28 protein-coding genes and 2 tRNA genes are annotated in these 20,262 nt (G+C 38.9%); 12 read left to right on the top strand and 18 right to left on the bottom strand.

The window, feature by feature from the left end; translation table 11 throughout:
• Positions 1–437: 437 nt before the first annotated feature.
• From CRG89_RS07490 to CRG89_RS08855, 8 genes are all read right to left on the bottom strand, one after another.
• Complete coding sequence (locus tag CRG89_RS07490; protein ID WP_103287640.1) at positions 438–1,106, bottom strand: hypothetical protein; 669 nt, start codon at positions 1,104–1,106, stop codon at positions 438–440.
• A 48-nt stretch (positions 1,107–1,154) separates the two neighbouring features.
• Positions 1,155–1,508, bottom strand: coding sequence for a hypothetical protein (locus CRG89_RS07485; protein ID WP_158648784.1), 354 nt, complete (start codon positions 1,506–1,508; stop codon positions 1,155–1,157).
• A 119-nt stretch (positions 1,509–1,627) separates the two neighbouring features.
• The gene (locus CRG89_RS07480) at positions 1,628–2,077 is read right to left on the bottom strand and encodes a hypothetical protein (protein ID WP_158648783.1); all 450 of its coding nucleotides are present in this window, start codon (positions 2,075–2,077) and stop codon (positions 1,628–1,630) included.
• A gap of 472 nt (positions 2,078–2,549) precedes the next feature.
• Positions 2,550–3,434 (bottom strand): hypothetical protein, encoded by an 885-nt coding sequence (locus CRG89_RS07470; RefSeq protein WP_103287636.1) that lies wholly within the window; start codon positions 3,432–3,434, stop codon positions 2,550–2,552.
• Between the two features lie 65 nt (positions 3,435–3,499).
• The gene (locus tag CRG89_RS07465; RefSeq protein WP_103287635.1) at positions 3,500–3,760 is read right to left on the bottom strand and encodes a type II toxin-antitoxin system RelE family toxin; all 261 of its coding nucleotides are present in this window, start codon (positions 3,758–3,760) and stop codon (positions 3,500–3,502) included.
• 76 nt (positions 3,761–3,836) lie between these two features.
• The gene (locus tag CRG89_RS08860) at positions 3,837–4,004 is read right to left on the bottom strand and encodes a hypothetical protein (protein WP_158648782.1); all 168 of its coding nucleotides are present in this window, start codon (positions 4,002–4,004) and stop codon (positions 3,837–3,839) included.
• A gap of 146 nt (positions 4,005–4,150) precedes the next feature.
• Positions 4,151–4,510, bottom strand: a complete 360-nt coding sequence (locus tag CRG89_RS07460) for a hypothetical protein (RefSeq protein WP_103287634.1) — start codon at positions 4,508–4,510, stop codon at positions 4,151–4,153.
• 78 nt (positions 4,511–4,588) lie between these two features.
• Positions 4,589–4,735 (bottom strand): hypothetical protein, encoded by a 147-nt coding sequence (locus CRG89_RS08855; protein ID WP_158648781.1) that lies wholly within the window; start codon positions 4,733–4,735, stop codon positions 4,589–4,591.
• Positions 4,736–4,755: 20 nt separating this feature from the next.
• Between CRG89_RS08855 and CRG89_RS07455 the strand changes: the two genes are divergently transcribed.
• The gene (locus tag CRG89_RS07455; RefSeq protein WP_103287633.1) at positions 4,756–4,947 is read left to right on the top strand and encodes a hypothetical protein; all 192 of its coding nucleotides are present in this window, start codon (positions 4,756–4,758) and stop codon (positions 4,945–4,947) included.
• 76 nt (positions 4,948–5,023) lie between these two features.
• Here CRG89_RS07455 and CRG89_RS07450 read toward each other — a convergent pair whose 3' ends face one another.
• The 4 genes from CRG89_RS07450 to CRG89_RS07430 form a co-directional block, all read right to left on the bottom strand.
• Positions 5,024–5,653 (bottom strand): hypothetical protein, encoded by a 630-nt coding sequence (locus tag CRG89_RS07450; protein WP_158648780.1) that lies wholly within the window; start codon positions 5,651–5,653, stop codon positions 5,024–5,026.
• Positions 5,654–6,258: 605 nt separating this feature from the next.
• Entirely contained in the window at positions 6,259–6,804 is a 546-nt protein-coding gene (locus tag CRG89_RS07440; protein WP_103287630.1) for a hypothetical protein, read from the bottom strand.
• 4 nt (positions 6,805–6,808) lie between these two features.
• Positions 6,809–7,699 (bottom strand): hypothetical protein, encoded by an 891-nt coding sequence (locus CRG89_RS07435; protein ID WP_103287629.1) that lies wholly within the window; start codon positions 7,697–7,699, stop codon positions 6,809–6,811.
• Positions 7,700–8,272, bottom strand: a complete 573-nt coding sequence (locus tag CRG89_RS07430; RefSeq protein WP_158648779.1) for a hypothetical protein — start codon at positions 8,270–8,272, stop codon at positions 7,700–7,702.
• Positions 8,273–8,382: 110 nt separating this feature from the next.
• On the opposite strand from CRG89_RS07430, the gene CRG89_RS07425 reads away from it, so the two are divergent.
• Both CRG89_RS07425 and CRG89_RS08845 read left to right on the top strand, forming a co-directional pair.
• The gene (locus CRG89_RS07425) at positions 8,383–8,856 is read left to right on the top strand and encodes a hypothetical protein (RefSeq protein WP_103287627.1); all 474 of its coding nucleotides are present in this window, start codon (positions 8,383–8,385) and stop codon (positions 8,854–8,856) included.
• A 156-nt stretch (positions 8,857–9,012) separates the two neighbouring features.
• Positions 9,013–9,171 (top strand): hypothetical protein, encoded by a 159-nt coding sequence (locus CRG89_RS08845; RefSeq protein WP_158648778.1) that lies wholly within the window; start codon positions 9,013–9,015, stop codon positions 9,169–9,171.
• Here the strand turns inward: CRG89_RS08845 and CRG89_RS07420 are convergent.
• The 3 genes from CRG89_RS07420 to CRG89_RS07410 form a co-directional block, all read right to left on the bottom strand.
• Complete coding sequence (locus tag CRG89_RS07420; RefSeq protein ID WP_158648777.1) at positions 9,143–10,405, bottom strand: tyrosine-type recombinase/integrase; 1,263 nt, start codon at positions 10,403–10,405, stop codon at positions 9,143–9,145. The genes CRG89_RS08845 and CRG89_RS07420 overlap by 29 nt on opposite strands.
• Before the next feature lie 21 nt (positions 10,406–10,426).
• Positions 10,427–10,540, bottom strand: a tRNA-Ser gene (locus tag CRG89_RS07415).
• Positions 10,541–10,608: 68 nt separating this feature from the next.
• Positions 10,609–11,706, bottom strand: coding sequence for an acetoin utilization protein AcuC (locus tag CRG89_RS07410; protein ID WP_197706675.1), 1,098 nt, complete (start codon positions 11,704–11,706; stop codon positions 10,609–10,611).
• Positions 11,707–11,849: 143 nt separating this feature from the next.
• Between CRG89_RS07410 and CRG89_RS07400 the strand changes: the two genes are divergently transcribed.
• Both CRG89_RS07400 and CRG89_RS07395 read left to right on the top strand, forming a co-directional pair.
• Positions 11,850–12,125 carry a hypothetical protein gene (locus CRG89_RS07400; protein ID WP_103287624.1) on the top strand — a complete coding sequence of 92 codons (276 nt, stop codon included), beginning with the start codon at positions 11,850–11,852 and terminating at the stop codon, positions 12,123–12,125.
• Positions 12,112–12,774, top strand: a complete 663-nt coding sequence (locus CRG89_RS07395) for a hypothetical protein (RefSeq protein ID WP_103287623.1) — start codon at positions 12,112–12,114, stop codon at positions 12,772–12,774. Before CRG89_RS07400 ends, CRG89_RS07395 begins: the two co-directional genes overlap by 14 nt.
• Positions 12,775–12,786: 12 nt before the next feature.
• Here the strand turns inward: CRG89_RS07395 and CRG89_RS07390 are convergent, their stop codons facing one another.
• Positions 12,787–13,323 carry a 4Fe-4S dicluster domain-containing protein gene (locus CRG89_RS07390; protein WP_103287986.1) on the bottom strand — a complete coding sequence of 179 codons (537 nt, stop codon included), beginning with the start codon at positions 13,321–13,323 and terminating at the stop codon, positions 12,787–12,789.
• Positions 13,324–13,482: 159 nt separating this feature from the next.
• Between CRG89_RS07390 and CRG89_RS07385 the strand changes: the two genes are divergently transcribed.
• On the top strand, positions 13,483–14,142 hold the full coding sequence (locus CRG89_RS07385) for a translation initiation factor IF-6 (protein WP_158648776.1): 660 nt from the start codon (positions 13,483–13,485) through the stop codon (positions 14,140–14,142).
• Positions 14,143–14,204: 62 nt separating this feature from the next.
• On the opposite strand, the gene hisS is transcribed toward CRG89_RS07385, so the two are convergent.
• Positions 14,205–15,500 (bottom strand): histidine--tRNA ligase, encoded by a 1,296-nt coding sequence (hisS, locus tag CRG89_RS07380; protein WP_197706677.1) that lies wholly within the window; start codon positions 15,498–15,500, stop codon positions 14,205–14,207.
• Between the two features lie 130 nt (positions 15,501–15,630).
• On the opposite strand from hisS, the gene CRG89_RS07375 reads away from it, so the two are divergent.
• Together CRG89_RS07375 and CRG89_RS07370 are read left to right on the top strand one after the other, a co-directional pair.
• Positions 15,631–15,732 (top strand) — tRNA-Arg (locus CRG89_RS07375).
• Between the two features lie 135 nt (positions 15,733–15,867).
• A complete protein-coding gene (locus CRG89_RS07370; RefSeq protein WP_103287621.1) occupies positions 15,868–16,596 on the top strand; it encodes a TIGR00266 family protein in 729 nt (242 codons plus the stop codon).
• Positions 16,597–16,670: 74 nt separating this feature from the next.
• Here the strand turns inward: CRG89_RS07370 and cofE are convergent, their stop codons facing one another.
• Positions 16,671–17,450 (bottom strand): coenzyme F420-0:L-glutamate ligase, encoded by a 780-nt coding sequence (gene cofE, locus CRG89_RS07365; RefSeq protein ID WP_103287620.1) that lies wholly within the window; start codon positions 17,448–17,450, stop codon positions 16,671–16,673.
• Between the two features lie 61 nt (positions 17,451–17,511).
• On the opposite strand from cofE, the gene CRG89_RS07360 reads away from it, so the two are divergent.
• The 4 genes from CRG89_RS07360 to CRG89_RS07345 all read left to right on the top strand — a co-directional run bounded on the left by CRG89_RS07360 (position 17,512) and on the right by CRG89_RS07345 (position 20,256).
• The gene (locus CRG89_RS07360) at positions 17,512–18,789 is read left to right on the top strand and encodes a 3-isopropylmalate dehydratase large subunit (RefSeq protein WP_103287619.1); all 1,278 of its coding nucleotides are present in this window, start codon (positions 17,512–17,514) and stop codon (positions 18,787–18,789) included.
• Positions 18,790–18,829: 40 nt separating this feature from the next.
• Positions 18,830–19,315 carry a LeuD/DmdB family oxidoreductase small subunit gene (locus CRG89_RS07355; protein ID WP_103287984.1) on the top strand — a complete coding sequence of 162 codons (486 nt, stop codon included), beginning with the start codon at positions 18,830–18,832 and terminating at the stop codon, positions 19,313–19,315.
• A gap of 57 nt (positions 19,316–19,372) precedes the next feature.
• Complete coding sequence (locus CRG89_RS07350) at positions 19,373–19,735, top strand: AbrB/MazE/SpoVT family DNA-binding domain-containing protein (RefSeq protein WP_103287618.1); 363 nt, start codon at positions 19,373–19,375, stop codon at positions 19,733–19,735.
• A gap of 101 nt (positions 19,736–19,836) precedes the next feature.
• Positions 19,837–20,256 (top strand): PIN domain-containing protein, encoded by a 420-nt coding sequence (locus tag CRG89_RS07345; protein ID WP_103287617.1) that lies wholly within the window; start codon positions 19,837–19,839, stop codon positions 20,254–20,256.
• Positions 20,257–20,262: the final 6 nt, after the last annotated feature.

The raw sequence follows: 20,262 nt of genomic DNA, 5'->3' as shown, positions 1-20,262 counted from the left end.
CTTCTAACTATATTATTTGGTTGTGTTACTGTTGTCATTCTTACTGTCTTCATCCCTATTCAAGTAGAGATAGCATATCTGATATGGTTCATAGCATTCATGCTAGATGCTACCTATACATTTCTGAATAGAAGGTATGTAAAGATGTATGAGTTGAATATGATAGTAAGAAGAAGCAAGGACATAGTAACAGCATTTATAAAAGTCTTATGCATAGAGTATGCTATCATCTACATGCTATCGTTATTCTTACTTGATAGTTCTGGGTTAGCACTACTGTTTATTTTATTCGCTGTTATTCATACTTCAGCATTCATAAGGAGTTATTTGTTTATTAACAAGATAAAACAAAGATTATAAATGAATAAATAAATAAATAGATAAATAAAATGAATAAATAAAGACTGATAGCAGAACGTTTGCTGTTCTGCTATCTATTATGGGTGCTTGTTAACTGTTATCCTTGCTACTGCATTATCTTTGATCTCTATAGCAATTATAGCATTAACAGTATCCTTGCTTATATGTATAGTTGACTCACCTGTAGCAATAACATACTCCTTATCTGTAATCTCTAGGTTGAAGTCCTTACTTAATGGTACTATGTAATGCAGGAGGTTACTTCTAGTTACAGGTATAACACTAGTTACTGGTATCTCTAAATCTGGTTCTGTTACTGCTGTTGTAGGTGTAACAATTGTTACTGTATCTGGTGTTGCTGTAGCGGTAGTAGTAATTGGTATCTCTGTTTCTTTATTTGAAGACACCTTATCCTTGTCTTCCTTCTCCTTCTTGCTCTTATCCTTCTCCTTCTTATCCTCTACAGCTCCTATGCTCTTCTTTCTAGAAAAGAAGCTTACCATATCAATTAATAATTCTTCCATACCTATGTTATACGGTCTAACAAATGCTAACATAAGCAGAAACGAAGGTATTAATACTGCTAATATGAGGTTCTTAGCAAAGTTAAGCAAGGATAATGCTAACCCTAATGCAAGGAATGTGAAGAGTAACTGCTTCATTGATACTCTTATTCCTCCTAATCCTAATACCTGTTCATTGAATGCAGATATGTTCTCAAACCAAATTATCTCTATTGGTTTCATTATAGTATCACCTATTATTACTGTGCTTAATCATCATTACTACCACAACTACAGCTTAACTACTGCTAATGCTCCACCTATAGCTGTAATTGCTATACCTATGTATCTTGACAATACGAATAGCTGTGATAATGCTCTCACAGTATCACACGGTAATCCTGTTGCTCCATGTATAGCTCCTGAAGGACATGCACCAGCTGAAGGTGGTGGTACAGGGACTGTTACACCAGTCATGAACTGAACTATATCTCTTCCAAATATGATCAAGACACCTGCTAGTCCTAGTATCACTAGCATACGCATCCATCTTGCTCTCTCATCTTCTGTAACTTCTGATAGAATGAATGCTGTAGTAGCTACTACTGCTCTATCTGTTTTTGTATTTCTCTTTGTCATCATCATAATATAATAGTAGTGGAAGATGATACCGTTGTGGTCCCATGAACCACATCGGAGGCATCATAATATATAATAGAATACTGAGAAAGAAGTCAATAGAAGAAAGGTGAACTTATAATATGTTAACCTAATCTCTCAACCTTGTTTATCTCTATCTTTATTTTAGCATCTGCTACTGTTGAATATAGCAGTATAGAGTTATAACCAGTAGGAAATGGATCACTGAAGTATGCTACTATCTTACCATTTATCTTAAGCATATAGACTGCAGGTTCATCTGTTATCTTCTTTACTGCTACTGCTACAGTCCATACTCCTTCTCCACATATAAAATATACTGTAGTAGTAGGACTCATAGGTAATGCTTTCTCCTTATTGTCTTCTATAGATATACAGTCAGTAGTATTATTATTATTCTTAAAGACACTATATTCTAGTTGGAATGTATCTTTATCGTATATAACTTCAATATCCGTATATTCATTTGGTTCTCTCAAAATTGGGGAGTGGTCATAAGGTATTGTAACATACTCTTCTAAGTCTACTTCATGCTGTATGTTTGCTATAAGCAAGAAGATAATGACTGCTGTTACAACTATGATGTTAAAGAGCAGTATCTTATTATGAAGAATAGAAGAGAGGGATTCTCTAACCATATCTATAGTTTATCATTCCTATGACTATGACTATGACCACTTTTACTATCATCTCTCTCATCGCTATCAACTCTTATCTCTATTAGCAAGTTTATTCTTGCTTCTCCTCTACTCTTTTCATACATATCTTCTACTATACTATAACTGAACTCTGCACTTGCTGTAGGATAATCCCTATGTCTGCTTATTATCTCTTCTTCAATACTCTCTATAAGAAAGAGAGCAGTAGTAATTATGAAGTCTTTAGAATAATGTAAGAATGACTCTACTTCATACTTAAAGTTAGCAATTAAGGATATGCTATCATATAAGATATGATCTACAGTAGTTGTTATCGCTATAGCAACAGGAAGCATTAAGAACAAGACTAAGAACAAACAGATGTTGTTCATGTAGATATCTTCACCTTTATGCTTACCTTACTGTATGGTTTTATGATCAGTTCTTCCTCAAGGTCATAAGCAAATATGTAATCTAATGCAGTATTCCTTACTGCTATAGTCTTTACCTTCTGTTCTTTAGCTGTATTATTCTTCATATATGCTGTTAATGTTATTGAGTAGTCATCATCTTCTATATCCATGTGTAACGGATAGAAGGGTAATATATTACCTGAACTATCTAATAGTACTATATCTTTCAGTATTGAATGCTTATACTGTGTATCTCTACCATATGCTAATGCTGTTAAGAGTTGAGATATACCTGCTTCTGTAATATTCTCTCCAGCTAACTGCAAATACCAGACTATGTATAGACGTTGATATGGTTGTATCTGAATATCAGTATCAAGGATGAATAGTTCTCTATCCTCTATACTCTTTATAATCATCCTTGTTATCTGCAAATATTCAGGATTGTTGTTAACTAGCATTACTCTGATTGCTACTGCTAATGTTTTTGATTCTATTAGCGAATGATATTCAAACTTACCTGTAATATTGTTTTCTTGACTATAAAAGTGTATAGGGATATGCTGTCTTATTGAGTCATGATTCTCTGTTAATAGTGATTTTATCAACATTAATCTAGCGTATTCTGTTGCTGTATTCTTCTTTACAACTGTATGATCAGTCTTAACTATAACATGATTGTTGAATGAGATACCTGTCTTTGTTATATCTATACCTGTATCTGGACTTATGCTACTATTATTACTACTGCTGTTATCCTTACAGTAATGATACTTGTAGCATGCAGCTTCGAGTATGGTTAATACTGTTATTATAGCGAGCAGGATACCACATGCTATGAGCAGGGTGAACCAGTTCATTCATAGTATAATATTGATAACGTATTTTCTTCTTCCTCTTCCTTCCTCACTTCTTGTCTCATGTACTAACTATTATATACATGCTTTCTATGTCTTATAGTTAGCAGGTATACTACCCTCTCTTTCTCATCTATCATATAGATAAGCCTGTAATCACCTATCCTTAGACTCAGCTTACCTTTTAGTTCTCCATGGAGTCTCTTACCCAGATATGGATTGCTCTGGAGCAACTGTATATGTTCCGTCAGGCTCTTCTTTGTTTCAATGTTAAGGGTACTGTAATCACGCTCAAATCTACTGGTAACCTTTACGTTGAAGTCTGTCATACCCTAATAATATCTATAGGTATATTTAAGCTGCTAATGTCAGTATATTTATGCCGTACATTGAGTCTTCATTAATTCAGATGGGGAAGTCCCTGACCTTGCCTTCCCTTATATCTGATTCTGCTTCCCTTATCGCATGAAGAGTCTCCTCATCTGCAAGGATATCCATAGTCTCTAGCAACTCCTCTAGGAGCTCCTTTGTCCTCTTCAACAGTTCGTACTCTTCAGCCCCTAAATACTTCACAGAATAGCATACGTGATCCTTATAATTAAGGATTATCCTGAAGGGAGAAATAGGTTAGGTCAGCATTATGCTGACCTCTTTGTTTGTACATGCATGCAGTACCTATAGCGTTTCAGTTACTGACCTCCCCCTCCACCCTGCTCCACTTACAGCTTCACCACGCTGAAGACCCCGCCTATCACTGCTACTGCTACACCCATGAACCTTAATATCAGGAACAAGTTCAGTGTAGCTCTTACAGTATTTAGAGGTAGACCTGTTGTATCTTCTAAACCATCGTTGTTGTTATCTACAGGGTTCTGTGGTATCTGCATACCTGTCATGAACTGTATTATATCTGGCGAAAATATTATCATTATACCTGCTAATCCTAATACTACTAGCATCCTCATCCATCTTGCTCTCTCATCCTCTGTTACTTCGCTAAGAATTAATGGTGTGCTTGCTACTGCTTTTGCTATAGATACTGCTTCTGTTATTGTATTGTGTACTGCTCTCATCATCATTATATAATGAGTGTTCATACAAAGAAGAATAAAGAATGAAGAAAGAAGAAAGAAGGTGATTGGTTATTATTGTTGTAGTTATGCGAATGCTACTGCTACTACTATCTCTTCACTTGTCAGGATTCTACCGCACTTATTGCATGCTATCTCGAAGCACTCTGTAAGTTCCCAGTTCCTGCTATCTTTGCAGCACTCTCCATATCTGCTATCTAGTTCTACCTTCATACTCCTTCATTATATAATGTATGGAGTGGTCATGCTCAAGATGTGGTAAACCTGTAGGAGATAAGGATAGCATATTGACTAGAACGGGTAGAATGCTCTGCTATTGGTGTGCTGATCTAGAACGGGGTTACTGGAATGAAGATTACTATGACGATGATCGAAAGAAGTATAAGAAGGATAGGGAAGCAGGGGAAGACCCTTGGTCATTCTAAATTAATAAATAAAAGAAGAAGGATATAGATAAGAAGAAGCAATAGACTATTATTCTTATTCTTATTGTTATTATAATTACCCTTCTATAACAGCATCTATCTCTCTGCTATATGCTACCCTTGCTAGGTACTGTAATGCTTCTTCCTTGCTGTTGAACTTTAATGTTATTGCAACAGATATATCTTCAGGGAAATCATACTTCCTGTTATTAAGGAATCTTATAAGGTCTTCACTTGAACCAAATACCCTTGAGATAAGCACCTTCGCTCTTCTTCCTACTCTTCTATTACCGAATATGTAGTCCTTGAATGAGTTAAACCCTAAACATTTAGGACATATACTAAAGTCAAATGTCCATATATCCTTCTCCTTCTTATCTATGTATTTATAACCGCATTGACAGCACTCTACTGCTATACCCCTGTGCTTATAAAGCATTAGCGTCTCTTCTACAGTGTGGTTGCTTAACTGTATAGCAGGTACTGGATCACCCTTAAGCAGGTAAGACATAGTGTTGTTGCTGTTGTTATTATTACTATCGATACTGTTAATACTGTTACTGTTGTTGCTATTACCGTTATTACTATCAGCAATGCTAGCATTACCATTACCTTTAGCGATACTGCTATTACTATTGCTGTTATTGTTATTGTTATTGTTATTAGTCTTCTTTTCTCTCTTCTCCTTCTTTACTACTATGACCATACGGTATATAATGATACAACCCGTTTTGCATACGGTAAAGAACTGTATATAGAGTTAGGTAGTTCACGGATAAAGTTCATAAATAGATAAATAAAATAAATAGGGAAATATTTAATATCAAATATTGACATATAATTAAAACGTTTGAATAATAATAATGTTAATCATTATTGTTAAACTTGGAAGTTACACTATCTGATTATAGTGTAACAATCGTGCGCTACTCCTGACTAAAGTCAGGAGCTTCTTGGTTCATAGATCCTCTAAGGATCTCCCCAAGCGTAACTCCCCCATGCTCCATGGGTAGATATTTATATTTAAATTTATTACTATGCATATACTCTAATCCTTTCTTAAGGATATTCAAAGCAGAATTATAGTCTCTATCTATTTTAATACCACATTCACATTCATGTATTCTATCAGAGTAATACTTAGAATATCGCTAGCGAAAACGTTTGTCATTCAATAGAGTAACGGCAAACAAGAGGTAGTCAATCATTAATTATAAGACCTGTTATAATGCACGTTTTATGTGCATTATAAGACCCGTTATAATTAAGGATTTTCCTTAATTATAAGACCCGTTATAATTAAGGATTTTCCTATGTAAACTCCTCAAAATGATCATATCTTGAGTATTCTAATGCTTTTGGTGTTAGTTTATACTTGTTATACCCTATTGTTTCTATCAAACCTCTCTTCTTTAAAAGATTAACAGCCTGCCATTTTGTCATTTTAGTATATTTCCTGAAATATGCATCGTGTAGAGCTCTCTCCCTAGTAAATTTTACTATCTCGCATTTTGTTAGTCTATATGATGAGTATAGAATCTCAAGGAAATGAGATGCAAAAGGTGGTATATCTAATCTCAAAGAGAGGAATAGTATATGACCCATGTAATCAATTTTAACCTTCTCTTTATGAATAAATATACATCTATTCTCTAATAGAAGGTATAACCTTTCTAGTATCTCTTTAGGATCTACTTTACCATAAAATAAAGAAAAGATATCATTTAGGGTCGGTTTTGTATAGCATAGTTCAAGTATATCCATTATTATACCGTTCTTTAGCATCTTGAAACGTTTAGGGTATGAGTAATCTGCTCTCTCAAGCTTTAATGCTTCTCTGAGCAGTTCAGATACCATCTCATTACACCTTTATACTCTCTAGTAACCTTAACGCAACCTCTCTCTCCAATATTAGGATAAGTCTAACGATACTAGCATTGCTATTCTTTATCCTATCTAATGCTAAACTTCTACTAAGTTCATCACTTACCGCCACTGTTACTGTTATAGAGTCCTCCTGTCCATTAGTAATTGGTAACTCATCTACTGTTGGTTCTCTAACTCTAACATCTGGCAATCCTTCAGCTGGTAGTAGTGTTGTTTCAACTGGTGAATCAGTTGGAACGGTTGCTACAATCTCTTTATCTTTATCTTTACCTCTCTTAGCATCTTTACTCTCTATAAGTTCTCTAATCTCTAAAAGTGTTTCAATCTCGGCATTGAACCTTGAAGGTGTGGGAAACTCAAGTATCCTATCTGTCTTTACAATACACCTTTTTACAGCATCTAATAGTTCCTTCTCAGGTTCATTGATATTACTCCTTTTAAGATACTCTAAGCATTTATTTATCATATAAATTATGTTAGCAGATATTACCACTTCCTTACTACCATCACTCTTATCCTCTAATAGTTTAGATAACTCTTCTAGCAGAGAAGCTGGTAATTTATCTGCTATGCTAATTATCTCCTTTAACTCCTCTGTTAAAATATTCTTTAGTCTTGGATACCCTCTTATTATCAATGCTAGTCTGAAATAATTTATAGGATTTCTAAGATTCTCTCTTAAGGTTATAGCATATAACTCTTCCATGCTATTAACAGGTATTATATCATCTGCATTAATCTCATCTTTATCTAATCTACCTTTGATAAGGTATAGTTCATCATTATACCTTGCTAACTTTACTCTATCATCATATATGCTTGGAATAACTATTGTATTCTTTATCTTATCCTTTTCTACCATCATCTATCTTCTCACCTTATAATATATTGGTGGTATCTCATTGTCTATAGCATTTGTAAAGAATATACTGCTAGGAATATTCGCTCTTGATAGATAGTTATATATGCATAAGAGTTTGTATAGTCTGTTGATATCTGGCATGCTGTTTGTTTCTGCATTTATACAGACAATATCATATAACTCTCTTAATGTTAGTCTTGATTTGATGCTATGCTTATAGCATGCTACCAAAACCGCTACCGTTATTATATCTGCTTTACCTCTAGCATACTTGCTTAACTTATTGTATATCTGTGATACTGTAGCTTCAGTTTGAGCATTAAGCATTAATTTACCTCTGCATATATTGTTGATTATACTAGCATCCTCAACCTCTTTTGTTACTTTATGCTTCAATATCTTCTGCTTCTCCTTCTTTGTTAGAGAAGTCCCCAGAGCATGGAAGTAGTAATTAGGTTCATACTTCTCTGCATATTCTATAGTCTCTCTGCTATCGCCTAACACCATACCGCACTTGCAACATACCTCTTCTCCTTCTGGAGTTGTTATTATCTTCTCATGCTTACATTCCATCACTATATAATTAACGACTTCACAGATTATATCATATTGACATATACACATATTTATCATACTATATAATAGACAAAAGTACATTTAAATTTTACCATAAATTATAATACAGTATGACTAGGAAGGGGTGGAAGAACATAATAATACGAGAGGACATATATAACAAGTTCTATGAAAAGTATGAGAGATACGCTAGTAAAGAGAGGAAGATCATAAATGCCCCAGTAACCTCTTTCACAACATGGATTAACAAGTATATGCTTGAGGTGTTAGAAGAGGATGAGTTACTATCCAGATATGCACCAGCGCTAGAGTATATAGGTATAAGCGAGAGCGATAATACAATTGCAATAAAGGATCACTTTGAGGATAGGATAGTTGAGGTAGAGATACATGATAGGGGTATAGGAAAGAGATTCCTTTACTGTAGGTATTGTGAGAGAGATGACTGCTTGCATGTTGGATTCTGTTTTGCGATAAGGGAAGTGAATAAGATACTTGTAGAGCGAGGGTTTAAGCAACCTAGGGTAAAGAGTAAGCAAGAGCAGGTACAGGAAGAAGAAAGAGTAGTAAGAGAAGAGAAGTAACAGGATAAGTAACAACAGTAGTAGTAAGTATGTTGATATCAATCATGTACTATTACGGGTAACAATAGCTATAGCAGTAGCAGTGCCTTGCTCACCTACTACTATTACCTTATATCCTTAATCCATAACCCCTCTTCTTTTTTCTATTATAAAGTGATGATGAAGAGTAGTAAGGATAATAAGAATAGTAGCAACAGCAATAACAATAGTAGTAGCAATAGTAAGGACAGTAAAGAATTGATAGAGGAAGCAAAGAAGGAGATAAAAGAGATGAGAGAGATAGTTGCTACTTTAGCCTCTCTGCTAAAGCATTGATAATACCCTCCAATCTTTCTATCTTTGCTTCTAACTCTTTTATTCTTGCTTCCTTCTCATCTTTAATCCTTAAAGCATACTCTCTATCTAGTATTAAACCGCATAACTTGCATATCCTAGCATTAGGGTCATTCTTTGTATTGCATCTATTGCATTCTCTAAAAGTTACTATGCTAACATTATTATTGTTATTATTATCATCATTATTCTTTATACCATATCTTCTTAATATTGCTTCCCTTTGGTCACTGCTTGCTAAGTGTATGTATCTATTCCTTATAGGTGAACCTTTCCTCCAGTTACCATATATCTCTGTTATGTTTGAACCGAACTCCTTCTCTACTGCTGTTAATGCTGTATGTCTTATAAGGTATAACCATACCCTCTTCTTTATCCCTGCTTCCCTTGCTAACTCTTTTATAAACCTCCTTAACCTTCCATAACTTATTACACCTTTTGGTCTACTATACCATAGATATGCTTCTGGGTTCTCTTTATCTGGATGCTCCTCCATCCATTCTAGCAATGGTTTATATGATAATACAAGTGCTAGTGTCTTTACTCCTGTCTTACCTTCAGTAGTTATCTCACAGTAGTTATCATAGAATCTTACTCCTTTAATACGCATATTCAGCAATTCAGATGGTCTGCTAGCATACTCATACATTACATACAGTAATGCTCTATCTCTTGCTGGGTATCTGCTTACCTTAGGTACTGTATCTATAAGTTTAAGGAACTCTTCCTTGCTTAAGAGATCACTACTTTTTACAGTCTCCTCCTTCATTGCCTTACGCTTATATCTATCTGGGTGTATATGCTCTACCTCATAGCAGTATTTTATACTCTTACCATCTGCTACCTCTCTATGCTTTGCATAATGTACTAAACGCTTTAATACACGTAATGCTATTGCTATTGTAGCGTAACTCCACTTCTTGTTACTAATTATTATGTTAGCTATCCTGTCGATATCTTCTTTGTCCCACTTGTCTATAGGTCTGTAATTGTTATTATTGCTGTTCTTACTGCTTTTGGTATCATCTCCTCTACCTCTATCCTTATATATCTCAATTATTCTTAATGAAAACTGTGCATAGTCTTTTACCTTAGCCTCCCCGATACCATATAGCCTTAAAGCCTGTATGAATGCATAGATGGTATCAGCATATTCAGCATGCTCACCCTTTATCCTTGTAAGCCAGTACTCTGTAACCTTCCTATGGTTATACACGTTCATACCAAAATATAATAGCGCCGGGAAGGGGATTCGAACCCCTGCGAGCCTTGTGGCTCACCGGCTCTCAAGGCCGGCGCATTAGTCCACTCTGCCCTCGGTCATGAACTAAATTTATTGATGTATCCCGGCAGACCGGCGCCTATACGATTGAAGTGTATATGATATATATAGTAATTCACATCAAGCAAGTTACCTATTTACCATTGGTTGCTAGTAAGTAGTGCTCTAACAACATCTACCCATGCATTGGCAAGGTTTCTCCTATTATAGCCTCCCCCTCCCAATGCTATGATCCTCCCATTGCAGTACTCATGTGCTATCCTATGCAATGCACTGGTAGCATAGTAGTGCACATCACTACCATATTGTAGATGTGTCAATGGATCTCCTGCTATGCCATCTGCACCACACTGCATTATGATAAGTTCTGGTCTTGCATCCTCTACAAACCTTTCAACCCTCTTGAACGCATCTATAAACTCCTTGCTCGTTGAGTAAGGCTTGAGCGGTATATTCAGTTTGGTACCCTTTGCTTCGCCCTTGCCATCCTCATACTCAAACCCAGTTCCAGGGTAGAGGTACCTACCATCCTCATGTATATCTGCAATGAAGAGTAATGGATCATCCTCAAACTCATAGTACACTCCATCTCCATGGTGGGCATCTATATCAACATAGGCTATCCTCTTGAGTCCATAGACCTTCCTTGCAAGCATCACTGCTACACCTATATCGTTGAATACACAGAAGCCACCAGCAGAGTCCCTTCTAGCATGATGCAATCCTCCTATAGGGTTGAATGCATGATCTACCCTTCCAGTAAGTACCATATCCAGCGCTCTTACAGTAGTGCCAACAACGTAGCATGCTGCCTCAAATATACCCTTGTATGCAGGGGTATCGCCATAATCAATGTAGCCTATACCAAACTGTGACGCCCTCTTCACAAACTCAACATACTCCCTTGTATGGAACTCAAGGAGTATCTGCTCATCAATGAGCAAGGGCTGCTCTATAGTTATGGATGAGTTGTAATAGTTACTTATGCTGTTACTATTACTAGAAGTAGGAGGCGTGTTGCTGTTGCTACTACTGCTAGCGTTAGTATCAGTGTTAGCATTAATGTTGCTACTACCATTATTGTTGCCATTGCTTAACATGGTTACTGTGAACCTTGACCAGAATGCATCTAGCCTATCACTCCCAAATGGATGTGCATCTCCAAACCCATACCTTGCCAGTTCCCTACCATACATAACTGCTACCTTGCATAACATCATATGCCTTCCCTCCATCTATCCATCCACCCACCCATACATTATCCTAATATGATAGGTTCACCAACTAACCAATCCCTTATTAATTGTAGCATGCATGCTGTCATCTATACTACTAACTAAGGGCAAATTTATATTTTGTATGCATCTAATACTATACGATGGTTGAGCTTAGGGCAAAGTCAGTTGCAGTACTGATACCCCTAGAGAAGGTTACATCATGCCTACTAGAGCTAGGGTTTGTCTTGGAGAAGGATGCATTGGTGGTTAGCGATGGTAGGTTCTGGAGGAAGATGCTCTTCATAAGGGGTAGTGAGTGTGTAAGTGTATCTGAGGAGATAGGTGATGCATACCCTAGAGACCCTGTTATAAGCATGTATGCTAGCGATGATACAATAGGCAGGATAAGAGAGGTGCTCAAACTTGGTAGTATATGAGTGCAATGAGCAGCAGTTCATAGAGAATATAGTTAGACTCTTGAATACCCTCAACGATAACAGGTTGATAGTAAATAGAAGGATAATGCTATGCGATGACCATAGATATGGTCCTTCAATATTGCCAGAGCAGGAGTTTGTAAAGTACTCAAGCATAATGGAGAGGAAGGGGGTGAGGAGAACAGTTTATGCAAAGATACCATTCATAGATGAGTTCCATAATAGGTTCTATGATGCTGAGGAGGCTCTACACTCCTCAAGCAGCCTAAGCACCCCTAGGCTATCTATACCATACTACAGGGTTGAGTACTCATTCTCTATATGGAACAACTCCTACATCTATACGTTTGATGTGCTCTTTGAGCCAGAGGTTGTTATAGAGAAGAGGAGGATACCTACAAACAGGATAAGAGCAAGAGCAAGAGCAAGGACAAGGATAGAGCCATCGCTATCATCGTCTTCACCCTCCCCTTACTCCAGCAATAGTAGTAATAGCAGTAGTAGCAACAGTAATAGCATGCTAATTCATGTACTAAGATTCAATCAGCCAGATGAGAAGATGCTCAACATAAACATACCAAGGCAGGTTATAGTGATGGATGTTAAGAGGATGATAAGGACTCTAGGTGTAGATAATGAAAAAATTTGAGATGGCTAACTATTAATGGTGGCCATGTGGTGGAGGCTGTGCACTCTTTGCAAGTTCTGGGTTGTAAGTCCCTGCAGCCTTCTCATGGTACTCCAAGTTTGACTGATCAACCTTTATTGCCTGGGGTGGGCATACTGACACGCATGCCATACACCATATACAGTCATGCTCCCTTATTGGATCTGCCTTGTCAGTATGGTCCTTCCTGTGATCCTTGACAGTCTCACCATTACCACCTGGGTACTTCCATGCCTCTATCGCTGGTACATCGTTTGCTGTTCTATACCACTCATACACCTGTACAGGACATGCCTCTATGCATGCACCATCTGCATAGCATGCATCCCAATCAACTGCAACCATGGTACCATGGACTCCTATAGGTACTATCTCCTCCCCTCTAGCAGCAAAGTCACGTTTAGCCTCTTCATTCTCTGCAGCATCCTTGAGCCTTCCAGGACCCCAGACGAAGTGGAAGTGCTCCCCATCCTTGTTATAGTGCTTCCCTATCACCTGCAGTCCCTTTGGAAAGTCTGGATCTATAGGCATATTCTTTACCTCATGCCTCTTATGTAACGATGCTATATAAACGATATCGTATGTAAATGGAGGATGTATGAGCAACATACCAAACCCTAGAATATAACCTATCATCAGCCTATACCACCATACTATAAGTTCATATTTGCATTAATTGACTCTAATCTTGTGTCAATATACAAGTATAGGGTGTATAGGAGCGCTAACATAGGAATATTCATAAGGACTAACGATGATTACATATTCATACCCAAGGGCTTCGCCCATAGCAAGGCATCTAGGCTTGAAGAGTTCCTATCTGCAAAGAGCATAAGGGTATCTATAGCACATACAAGACTGCTTGGTCCACTGATGGTTGCAAACAACCATGGTATAGTAACTGCAAGTATAGTGGATGAGGATGAACTGAACGCATTCAAGACTACAGGTTTGAAGGTTGTTAGACTCAACTCTAGGCTTACTGCAGTAGGCAACCTTGTAGCAGCGAATGATAGAGCAGCGATAGTATCAACCCTACTTGATGGTTCCATAGATCTCATAAGGGATGCTCTAGGGGTTAAGGTAGTACCTATGAGTATAGCATCATACCATCAGGTAGGCGCTGTACTCTCATGTACAAACAAGGGTGCTGTTATACATCCAAATGCTAGCAATGAGGAGATAGAGAGGGTTAGCAGCATACTGGAGGTTGATGTTGAGCCAGCAACTGTTAATGGAGGTGTGCCATTTGTATCATCTGGTATAGTAGCAAACTCAAAGGCAGTGGTTGTAGGATCATTAACCACAGGTCCAGAGATGGTTATGCTGAGTAGAGCATTCAAGACATGATTGTGGTTGTAGATCAACTAATCATTAATTCATTGAATAATCAATAGATCAAAAATCATGAATCAGTTGCCTATGACTGCAAGTGGATCTGTTAGCAGTTTATCAATCATGATAACCTTCTCACTCCCATCAACCATATTCCTTAGCGTAACCATCTTCTCCTTACCCATTCTATCAGTAAGTATTGCAGCAAACCTGTAACCCTTGCTTGATGCATAATCGAGTTGTCTCTTAAGACTTGCTGCTATACACTCACTCTTAACACCCTTCCTTCTAAGATCCGATGCTAGCATGACTGCCTTGCTCCTTAACCCATCATCTGCATATGCAATGAAGATGCTAGCCATATTCTTGCTATGCATAATTAGACCATCACCCTCACCATGAATATCCTTGAGGAGGAGTATAAGCCTCTCAACACCTCCAGCAGCACCAGTTGCGCCCATATCCTTCCTCCCAAACACCTCTGGAAGGATATCGTACCTGCCTCCACCAACAAGTGCAAGGTTACTCTTACCAGAGAATACCTCAAATACTATGCTAGAGTAGTAATCCAAGCCTCTAACTATGCTCATATTCACTACCACATCACTCACACCTCTAGCCTTGAGAGAGTCTATGAGTGCAGTTAACCTAGATGTATCAACATCCATACCTTTGAGATGGTCACTCTTCAACACATCATCAAGGCTGCCCTTCAATCCTGCTACATCAAGCAGTAACCTTAGTCTCTCAGCATCTATACCTTTAGATGCATACTCTTGCAGTATAGCATCCCTGCTCTTCTTGGATAACTTGTCAACAGCTCTAAGCATCTCAAGCACTTGATGCTCATCCTCAATACCCAACCTTCTCCTTATCATCCCTTCAAGCATCCTCCTATCAGATACCTCTATCCTAGCCTGTATTCCAAGTGAGTTGAGATAGTGCTTTGTGAACTCTATAACCTCAGCATCAGACTCTATGCTAAAGTTATCATATATCTCCACATCCCACTGATGGAACCATCTATACCTTCCCATCTGAGGCTCATCGTATCTCCACACTGGTCCGAATGCTGCAAGCTTTATGGGCATCTTAAGATCCCTCCTCCCTGCTACATACCTTGTTATACCAACTGTAAGATCAAACCTTAATGCTATATCCCTCCCAGCCTTGTCCTTGAACGCATAGATCTCATCTGCTATCATAGGCCCACTCTTTGCCTCTAGTGTAGAGAGTAGTTCTATAGGCGATGGTTCAACCATGGAGAAGTTGAAGAGCCTTGCACTCTCTATGAACCTATCTCTAGCATGCTCTATAAGCATGTACTCCTCATCCTCAATATCCCTCATCCCTCTTGGTAGTTCAAACCTCAACAGATCATCTTCTTAGCATAGGGATTAAAACCTTCTCCTGCTAACAATAATGTAGATAGATAACAGATTATTGGTAATAAAGACAGTTCTATAACTATAAATTAAAAGCATGCTGCTGATGTGGTATGAAGGGCCCGTGGCCTAGTCAGGATATGGCGAGGGCTTGCGGTTGCTTTGCTTTATTAGTACAGTAAATAGCCCTAGGTCGTGGGATCGAAGCCCACCGGGCCCGTCATCCCTTATCTGATTGATCAATAACTAATGCTAATAATAGTAGTAGTAACGTATGGTTTACATCTACTTATTACTCAGTATCTTCTAATAGATTGGGAAATGGAGTGGAAGGTAAGCAAGAACCCCCTTAGGCATGCTGGAGGTTGTTATGGATAGAGGAGAGGTTATAACAGCAGAGCCTGGTGCCCTAGTGTACATGCAGGGTGATGTTGAGGTTAAGACAAGCACCAAGATAAAGGAGCAGGGATTGCTAAGCAGGGTTAAGAGCACAATCCTTGGAGGGGAGTCGTTCTTCTTGAATGATTACATAGCAAATGGTAGATGTATGTTAGGCTTTGCTGGTCCAATGATAGGGGATATAGAGGGTATACATGTAGATGGTAGTTACATAGTACAGTCTAGGGCATATTTAGCATCCATAGGCAATCTCTCGCTAGATACAAAGTTCCAAGGCATGGTAAAGGGATTGTTTGGTACAGAACTCTTTATGCTCAAGGTAGATGGGAATGGATTGGTCTTCGTTAACACATATGGCAGTTTATTCAAGAAGGAGTTAAAGGATGGGGAGAGGATTGTTGTAGATAACTACCATCTAGTTGCTATGAATGCTACAGCAGAGTACAAGGTTGTGAAGATAGGAGGTATGAAGACTTTGCTACTAGGGGGAGAGGGTCTTGGCATTGATGTTACAGGACCTGCAACACTCTACATTCAGAGTAGGAATATGCTAGAATTGAAGGCTGAACTCACAAGGCTGCTAGAACTTGAAAAGTACAAGGATGCTCAATTCAATGTAGGTATAGGAGCAGGGAAGGAGGAGAGGGATAGGCAGAGATGGGGCTGGGATATGCCAAGGATATAGGATAGGATGAGTGTGCAACCATGATTGTGAATGGACAAGCGTTATATCTTGGGATATCTTACCTACCTAACTGCCTAACTAACTAATTTACTTCCATGCATGCTGAGTCCTCTAACATATATACACTGCTCATACTCTATAGCAAGATCACTCCAATCATAACTCCTCTGATCCATCCTAACATTTAACCCTCTTACTATTGCTACTGGTGTAGACTCATCAGTCTCCCCCATAACCAAGTTTGCTGCAGATGCTATGCAGTCTGCTATAGCATGAAGTGTAACACGCATAACATTCCCAAACAGATCCTTGCTACCCCTTCTATCCTTCACAGGTTCAAATCCAGATACTGCTAGTGCTACTCCAGATGTGCCTATCCTTGTTGGCATCAGCCTACTATCTGCTATCACTATCCCTACTCTCCTCCCCTCATGGATGAGGAACTTATCCCTTAGCATATCTGCTACCCTGAACGCATCGACAGGGTAGAGTATGGATAGCCCATGCATAACATTTGATCTATCTATCCCAGCATTTGGAGCAAGCATACCATCCTTAACAGTTAGCAGGAACCCTGGGACACCACTGAATATATGATCAGCCTCCCTAAGCACCAACTCAGCCATCCTTGCATCCATGTTATGCATTGAGGATATGGCATATGCATCCTTTGCTGGCACAACACTGTTCATATCTATAACCCTACCTTGGCTCATAGCAGCGAACTTGCTAGATACAACTATTATATCATCATCCTCTACATGCTCATTGCATGCTCTTATACTATCTACCATAACCTTGAAGAGATCAAACCTCTCGTGCCTAGGCTTAACCCTTATCCCTATAACCTTCATACATGTTAGATCTCAAAAACATTATTAATGGCTTATCCTATAAGCATCTGCTATGTGTGGGATGACCATAACTGAGAAGATACTTGCTAGAGCATCCAATAGAGAGAGGGTTACAGCAGGGGATGTTGTATTTGCAAGTGTTGATAAGGTGATGGTTCATGATGTCTCTGGTCCTGGGGTTATGATGGTGCTGAGAGAACTTGAGAGGAAGGGGAAGAGGGTAGAGAGGGTATGGGACCCTGATAGAGTCTGGATCGCAGAGGATCACTTTGTACCTGCAGTAGATAAGATAGCAGCAGAGAATATAATCACGCTAGAGAGGATGAGTGAGAGGTTTGGTATAAAGAAGCACTTCAGATATGGGTTGGGGCAGTATGGTATATGCCATACACTCTCACACGAGGAGGCCATGGTGCTACCAGGAGAGGTGTATGTTGGAGGTGACTCCCATACAAATACAACAGGTGCACTAGGATGCTTTGCTACCGGTATGGGGCATACAGATATAGCTTATGTGCTCATTCACGGCAAGATATGGTTCAGGGTACCAGAGACCCTGCTCTTTAGGCTAGAGGGCCATATCCCTACCTATATAATGGCCAAGGATATCATCCTTAAGATAATAGGTGATAGTGGTACTGATGTTGCAAACTACAAGGCTATGCAGTTTGCAGGCTCTGCAGTAGCAGAGATGCCAATGGATGAGCGCTTCACCTTGACCAATATGACTACAGAGGCTGGTGCAAAGAATGGCATAATAGAGCCAGATGAGAGGACTATAGCATACGTGAAGGAGAGAACAGATAGACCGTTCAAGGTTTTGAAGGGTGATGATGATGCAGAGTATGAGGAGGTATTCACCTACGAGGTTGATAAACTCGAGCCTATAGTTGCAAAGCCATACTCTCCAGCAAACATAGCATATGCTAGGGAGTTGAATAGCGTAGAGATAGATAGAGCGTATATAGGCTCATGTACAGGGGCAAAGTACACAGACCTGCTAGAGGCAGCAAGGATCCTCAAGGGTAGGAAGGCAAAGGTTAGGCTTGAAGTGCTACCAGCATCACAGAGCATATACATGAAGGCATTGAACGATGGTTTGCTGAGCATATTCCTTGAGGCTGGAGCAGTTATAGGTCCACCAACCTGTGGTGCATGCTGTGGTGCACACATGGGTGTATTGGCAAAGGATGAGGTATGTGTGAGTACTACCAATAGGAACTTCCCAGGCAGGATGGGCCATGTTGAGTCTAAGACGTATCTAGCATCTCCAAAGGTTGTTGCTGCATCAGCAGTAACAGGGAGGATAACAGATCCTAGAGATGTTGTTGATGGATGAAGGTGGTGATGGTAGTAGTTATGTGTGGTGATGATGCATGATGAGGGGCAGGGTGCACAAATACGCTAGGGATAACATAGATACAGATGTTATAATACCTGGGCCATACCTAAAGATAATGGACCATAACGAGCTTGCAAAGCATGCTATGGAAGGTCTTGACAGGGAGTTTGTGAAGAAGGTAAAGAAGGGAGACTTTATACTTGCTGGGAGGAACTTTGGCTGTGGTTCAAGCAGGGAGCATGCACCTATAGCATTGAGCTATGCTGGTATAAGTGCTGTCCTTGCACTATCATTTGCAAGGATATTCTATAGGAATGCTGTAGATGGTGCCTATCTTCTTCCAATAGAGATAGGTGAGGATGCATACAATGGGATAGAGGATGGTGATGAGTTGGAGATAGATATTGAGAGGAATGAGGTGAGGAATATTAGCAAGGGTAAGGTATACGCGATGAAACCATTCCCTCCTCTGATAAAGAGGATAGTAGATGCTGGAGGGCTATTCAACTATACCCCAGAATAAGTAAGTATCTTTTATTAATAAAAAGATTATTAATATGGAACAACAATTTATTATATCATGGCTAATAATATGGATGATGATATAACAAGGTATGTGAGTGATGAGAGGGAAGAGGAGGAGGCTAGTAAGGGTGAAGATGTGGAAGAGGATAGAGGAGAGGTTAGAGAAGGCAAGAGAGAAGAGAGGGAGTATATACATACAGTTACCAAACTTGGTACCATATCAATACCCATCCCATTGAGGCGTAAGTATGGGATAACCAAGGGCTCAAAGATGAAGTTCATAGATGGTGAGGATGGGATAAGGCTTATACCTCTAGTATCGCTGAGAGGCATGTTTGGTATAGATAAGGAGAATAGAGATGTCGTTATGCGTATGCTTAAGGAGATACTAGAGGGTAGGAGGATGATGATAACTTGATCCCTCATCCTGCTATTAGTAATGGTATGGTTGATGCTAGTAGATTACCAAAGATTATACGGATAGCAAGGTATTATGGGTTGATGGGGTGCATATGAGTTATGGGTATGGTTATGAGTTCACAAGCATACATAATAGATCCTACAGTACTCCTCCTCTACTTCATAGGCAATGAGGATGCAAAGACTGTGGTAGAGAACATCATAGAGGAGCATGCCTATGGCTATATACTTGAACCCATGCTGGTAGAGTTGTTCCAGAAGATGGTGGAGTACTTTGGTTACACTGTAGCAAGTAGCAGGCTAGAAGCAATAAAGAACTCAAACATAAGGCTCATCAATGTTGACTTTGAGTTGATAAGGGATGCTGGTAGGATAAAGGCCTCAAACCCTAGCATGCCAATGGTCTATGCGTATATGATAGCATTGGCAAAGAAGTTCAATGCAACAATAGTTACTGCAGATACAAGGTTTAGGGTTAGCAACATCAACATCAAGATAGAGTATATCAATATAGAATGAAGTGAT

This window comes from Candidatus Nitrosocaldus islandicus (assembly GCF_002906215.1).
In the GTDB taxonomy this organism is placed as follows: domain Archaea; phylum Thermoproteota; class Nitrososphaeria; order Nitrososphaerales; family Nitrosocaldaceae; genus Nitrosocaldus; species Nitrosocaldus cavascurensis.
Note: the sequence above shows the minus strand (reverse complement) of the source record. Positions and strands in the feature narration are given on the sequence as shown.

Excerpts from the sequence above, each read along its gene's own strand:
- CRG89_RS07490 (WP_103287640.1), bottom strand. The coding sequence starts at position 1,106 with ATGAAACCAATAGAGATAATTTGGTTTGAGAACATATCTGCATTCAAT.
- CRG89_RS07485 (WP_158648784.1), bottom strand. The coding sequence starts at position 1,508 with ATGATGATGACAAAGAGAAATACAAAAACAGATAGAGCAGTAGTAGCT.
- CRG89_RS07470 (WP_103287636.1), bottom strand. The coding sequence starts at position 3,434 with ATGAACTGGTTCACCCTGCTCATAGCATGTGGTATCCTGCTCGCTATA.
- CRG89_RS07465 (WP_103287635.1), bottom strand. The coding sequence starts at position 3,760 with ATGACAGACTTCAACGTAAAGGTTACCAGTAGATTTGAGCGTGATTAC.
- CRG89_RS07460 (WP_103287634.1), bottom strand. The coding sequence starts at position 4,510 with ATGATGATGAGAGCAGTACACAATACAATAACAGAAGCAGTATCTATA.
- CRG89_RS08855 (WP_158648781.1), bottom strand. The coding sequence starts at position 4,735 with ATGAAGGTAGAACTAGATAGCAGATATGGAGAGTGCTGCAAAGATAGC.
- CRG89_RS07455 (WP_103287633.1), top strand. The coding sequence starts at position 4,756 with ATGGAGTGGTCATGCTCAAGATGTGGTAAACCTGTAGGAGATAAGGAT.
- CRG89_RS07450 (WP_158648780.1), bottom strand. The coding sequence starts at position 5,653 with ATGGTCATAGTAGTAAAGAAGGAGAAGAGAGAAAAGAAGACTAATAAC.
- CRG89_RS07440 (WP_103287630.1), bottom strand. The coding sequence starts at position 6,804 with ATGGTATCTGAACTGCTCAGAGAAGCATTAAAGCTTGAGAGAGCAGAT.
- CRG89_RS07435 (WP_103287629.1), bottom strand. The coding sequence starts at position 7,699 with ATGATGGTAGAAAAGGATAAGATAAAGAATACAATAGTTATTCCAAGC.
- CRG89_RS07425 (WP_103287627.1), top strand. The coding sequence starts at position 8,383 with ATGACTAGGAAGGGGTGGAAGAACATAATAATACGAGAGGACATATAT.
- CRG89_RS08845 (WP_158648778.1), top strand. The coding sequence starts at position 9,013 with ATGATGAAGAGTAGTAAGGATAATAAGAATAGTAGCAACAGCAATAAC.
- CRG89_RS07410 (WP_197706675.1), bottom strand. The coding sequence starts at position 11,706 with ATGGAGGGAAGGCATATGATGTTATGCAAGGTAGCAGTTATGTATGGT.
- CRG89_RS07400 (WP_103287624.1), top strand. The coding sequence starts at position 11,850 with ATGGTTGAGCTTAGGGCAAAGTCAGTTGCAGTACTGATACCCCTAGAG.
- CRG89_RS07390 (WP_103287986.1), bottom strand. The coding sequence starts at position 13,323 with ATGCCTATAGATCCAGACTTTCCAAAGGGACTGCAGGTGATAGGGAAG.
- CRG89_RS07370 (WP_103287621.1), top strand. The coding sequence starts at position 15,868 with ATGCTGGAGGTTGTTATGGATAGAGGAGAGGTTATAACAGCAGAGCCT.
- cofE (WP_103287620.1), bottom strand. The coding sequence starts at position 17,450 with ATGAAGGTTATAGGGATAAGGGTTAAGCCTAGGCACGAGAGGTTTGAT.
- CRG89_RS07360 (WP_103287619.1), top strand. The coding sequence starts at position 17,512 with ATGACCATAACTGAGAAGATACTTGCTAGAGCATCCAATAGAGAGAGG.
- CRG89_RS07355 (WP_103287984.1), top strand. The coding sequence starts at position 18,830 with ATGAGGGGCAGGGTGCACAAATACGCTAGGGATAACATAGATACAGAT.
- CRG89_RS07350 (WP_103287618.1), top strand. The coding sequence starts at position 19,373 with ATGGCTAATAATATGGATGATGATATAACAAGGTATGTGAGTGATGAG.
- CRG89_RS07345 (WP_103287617.1), top strand. The coding sequence starts at position 19,837 with ATGGGTATGGTTATGAGTTCACAAGCATACATAATAGATCCTACAGTA.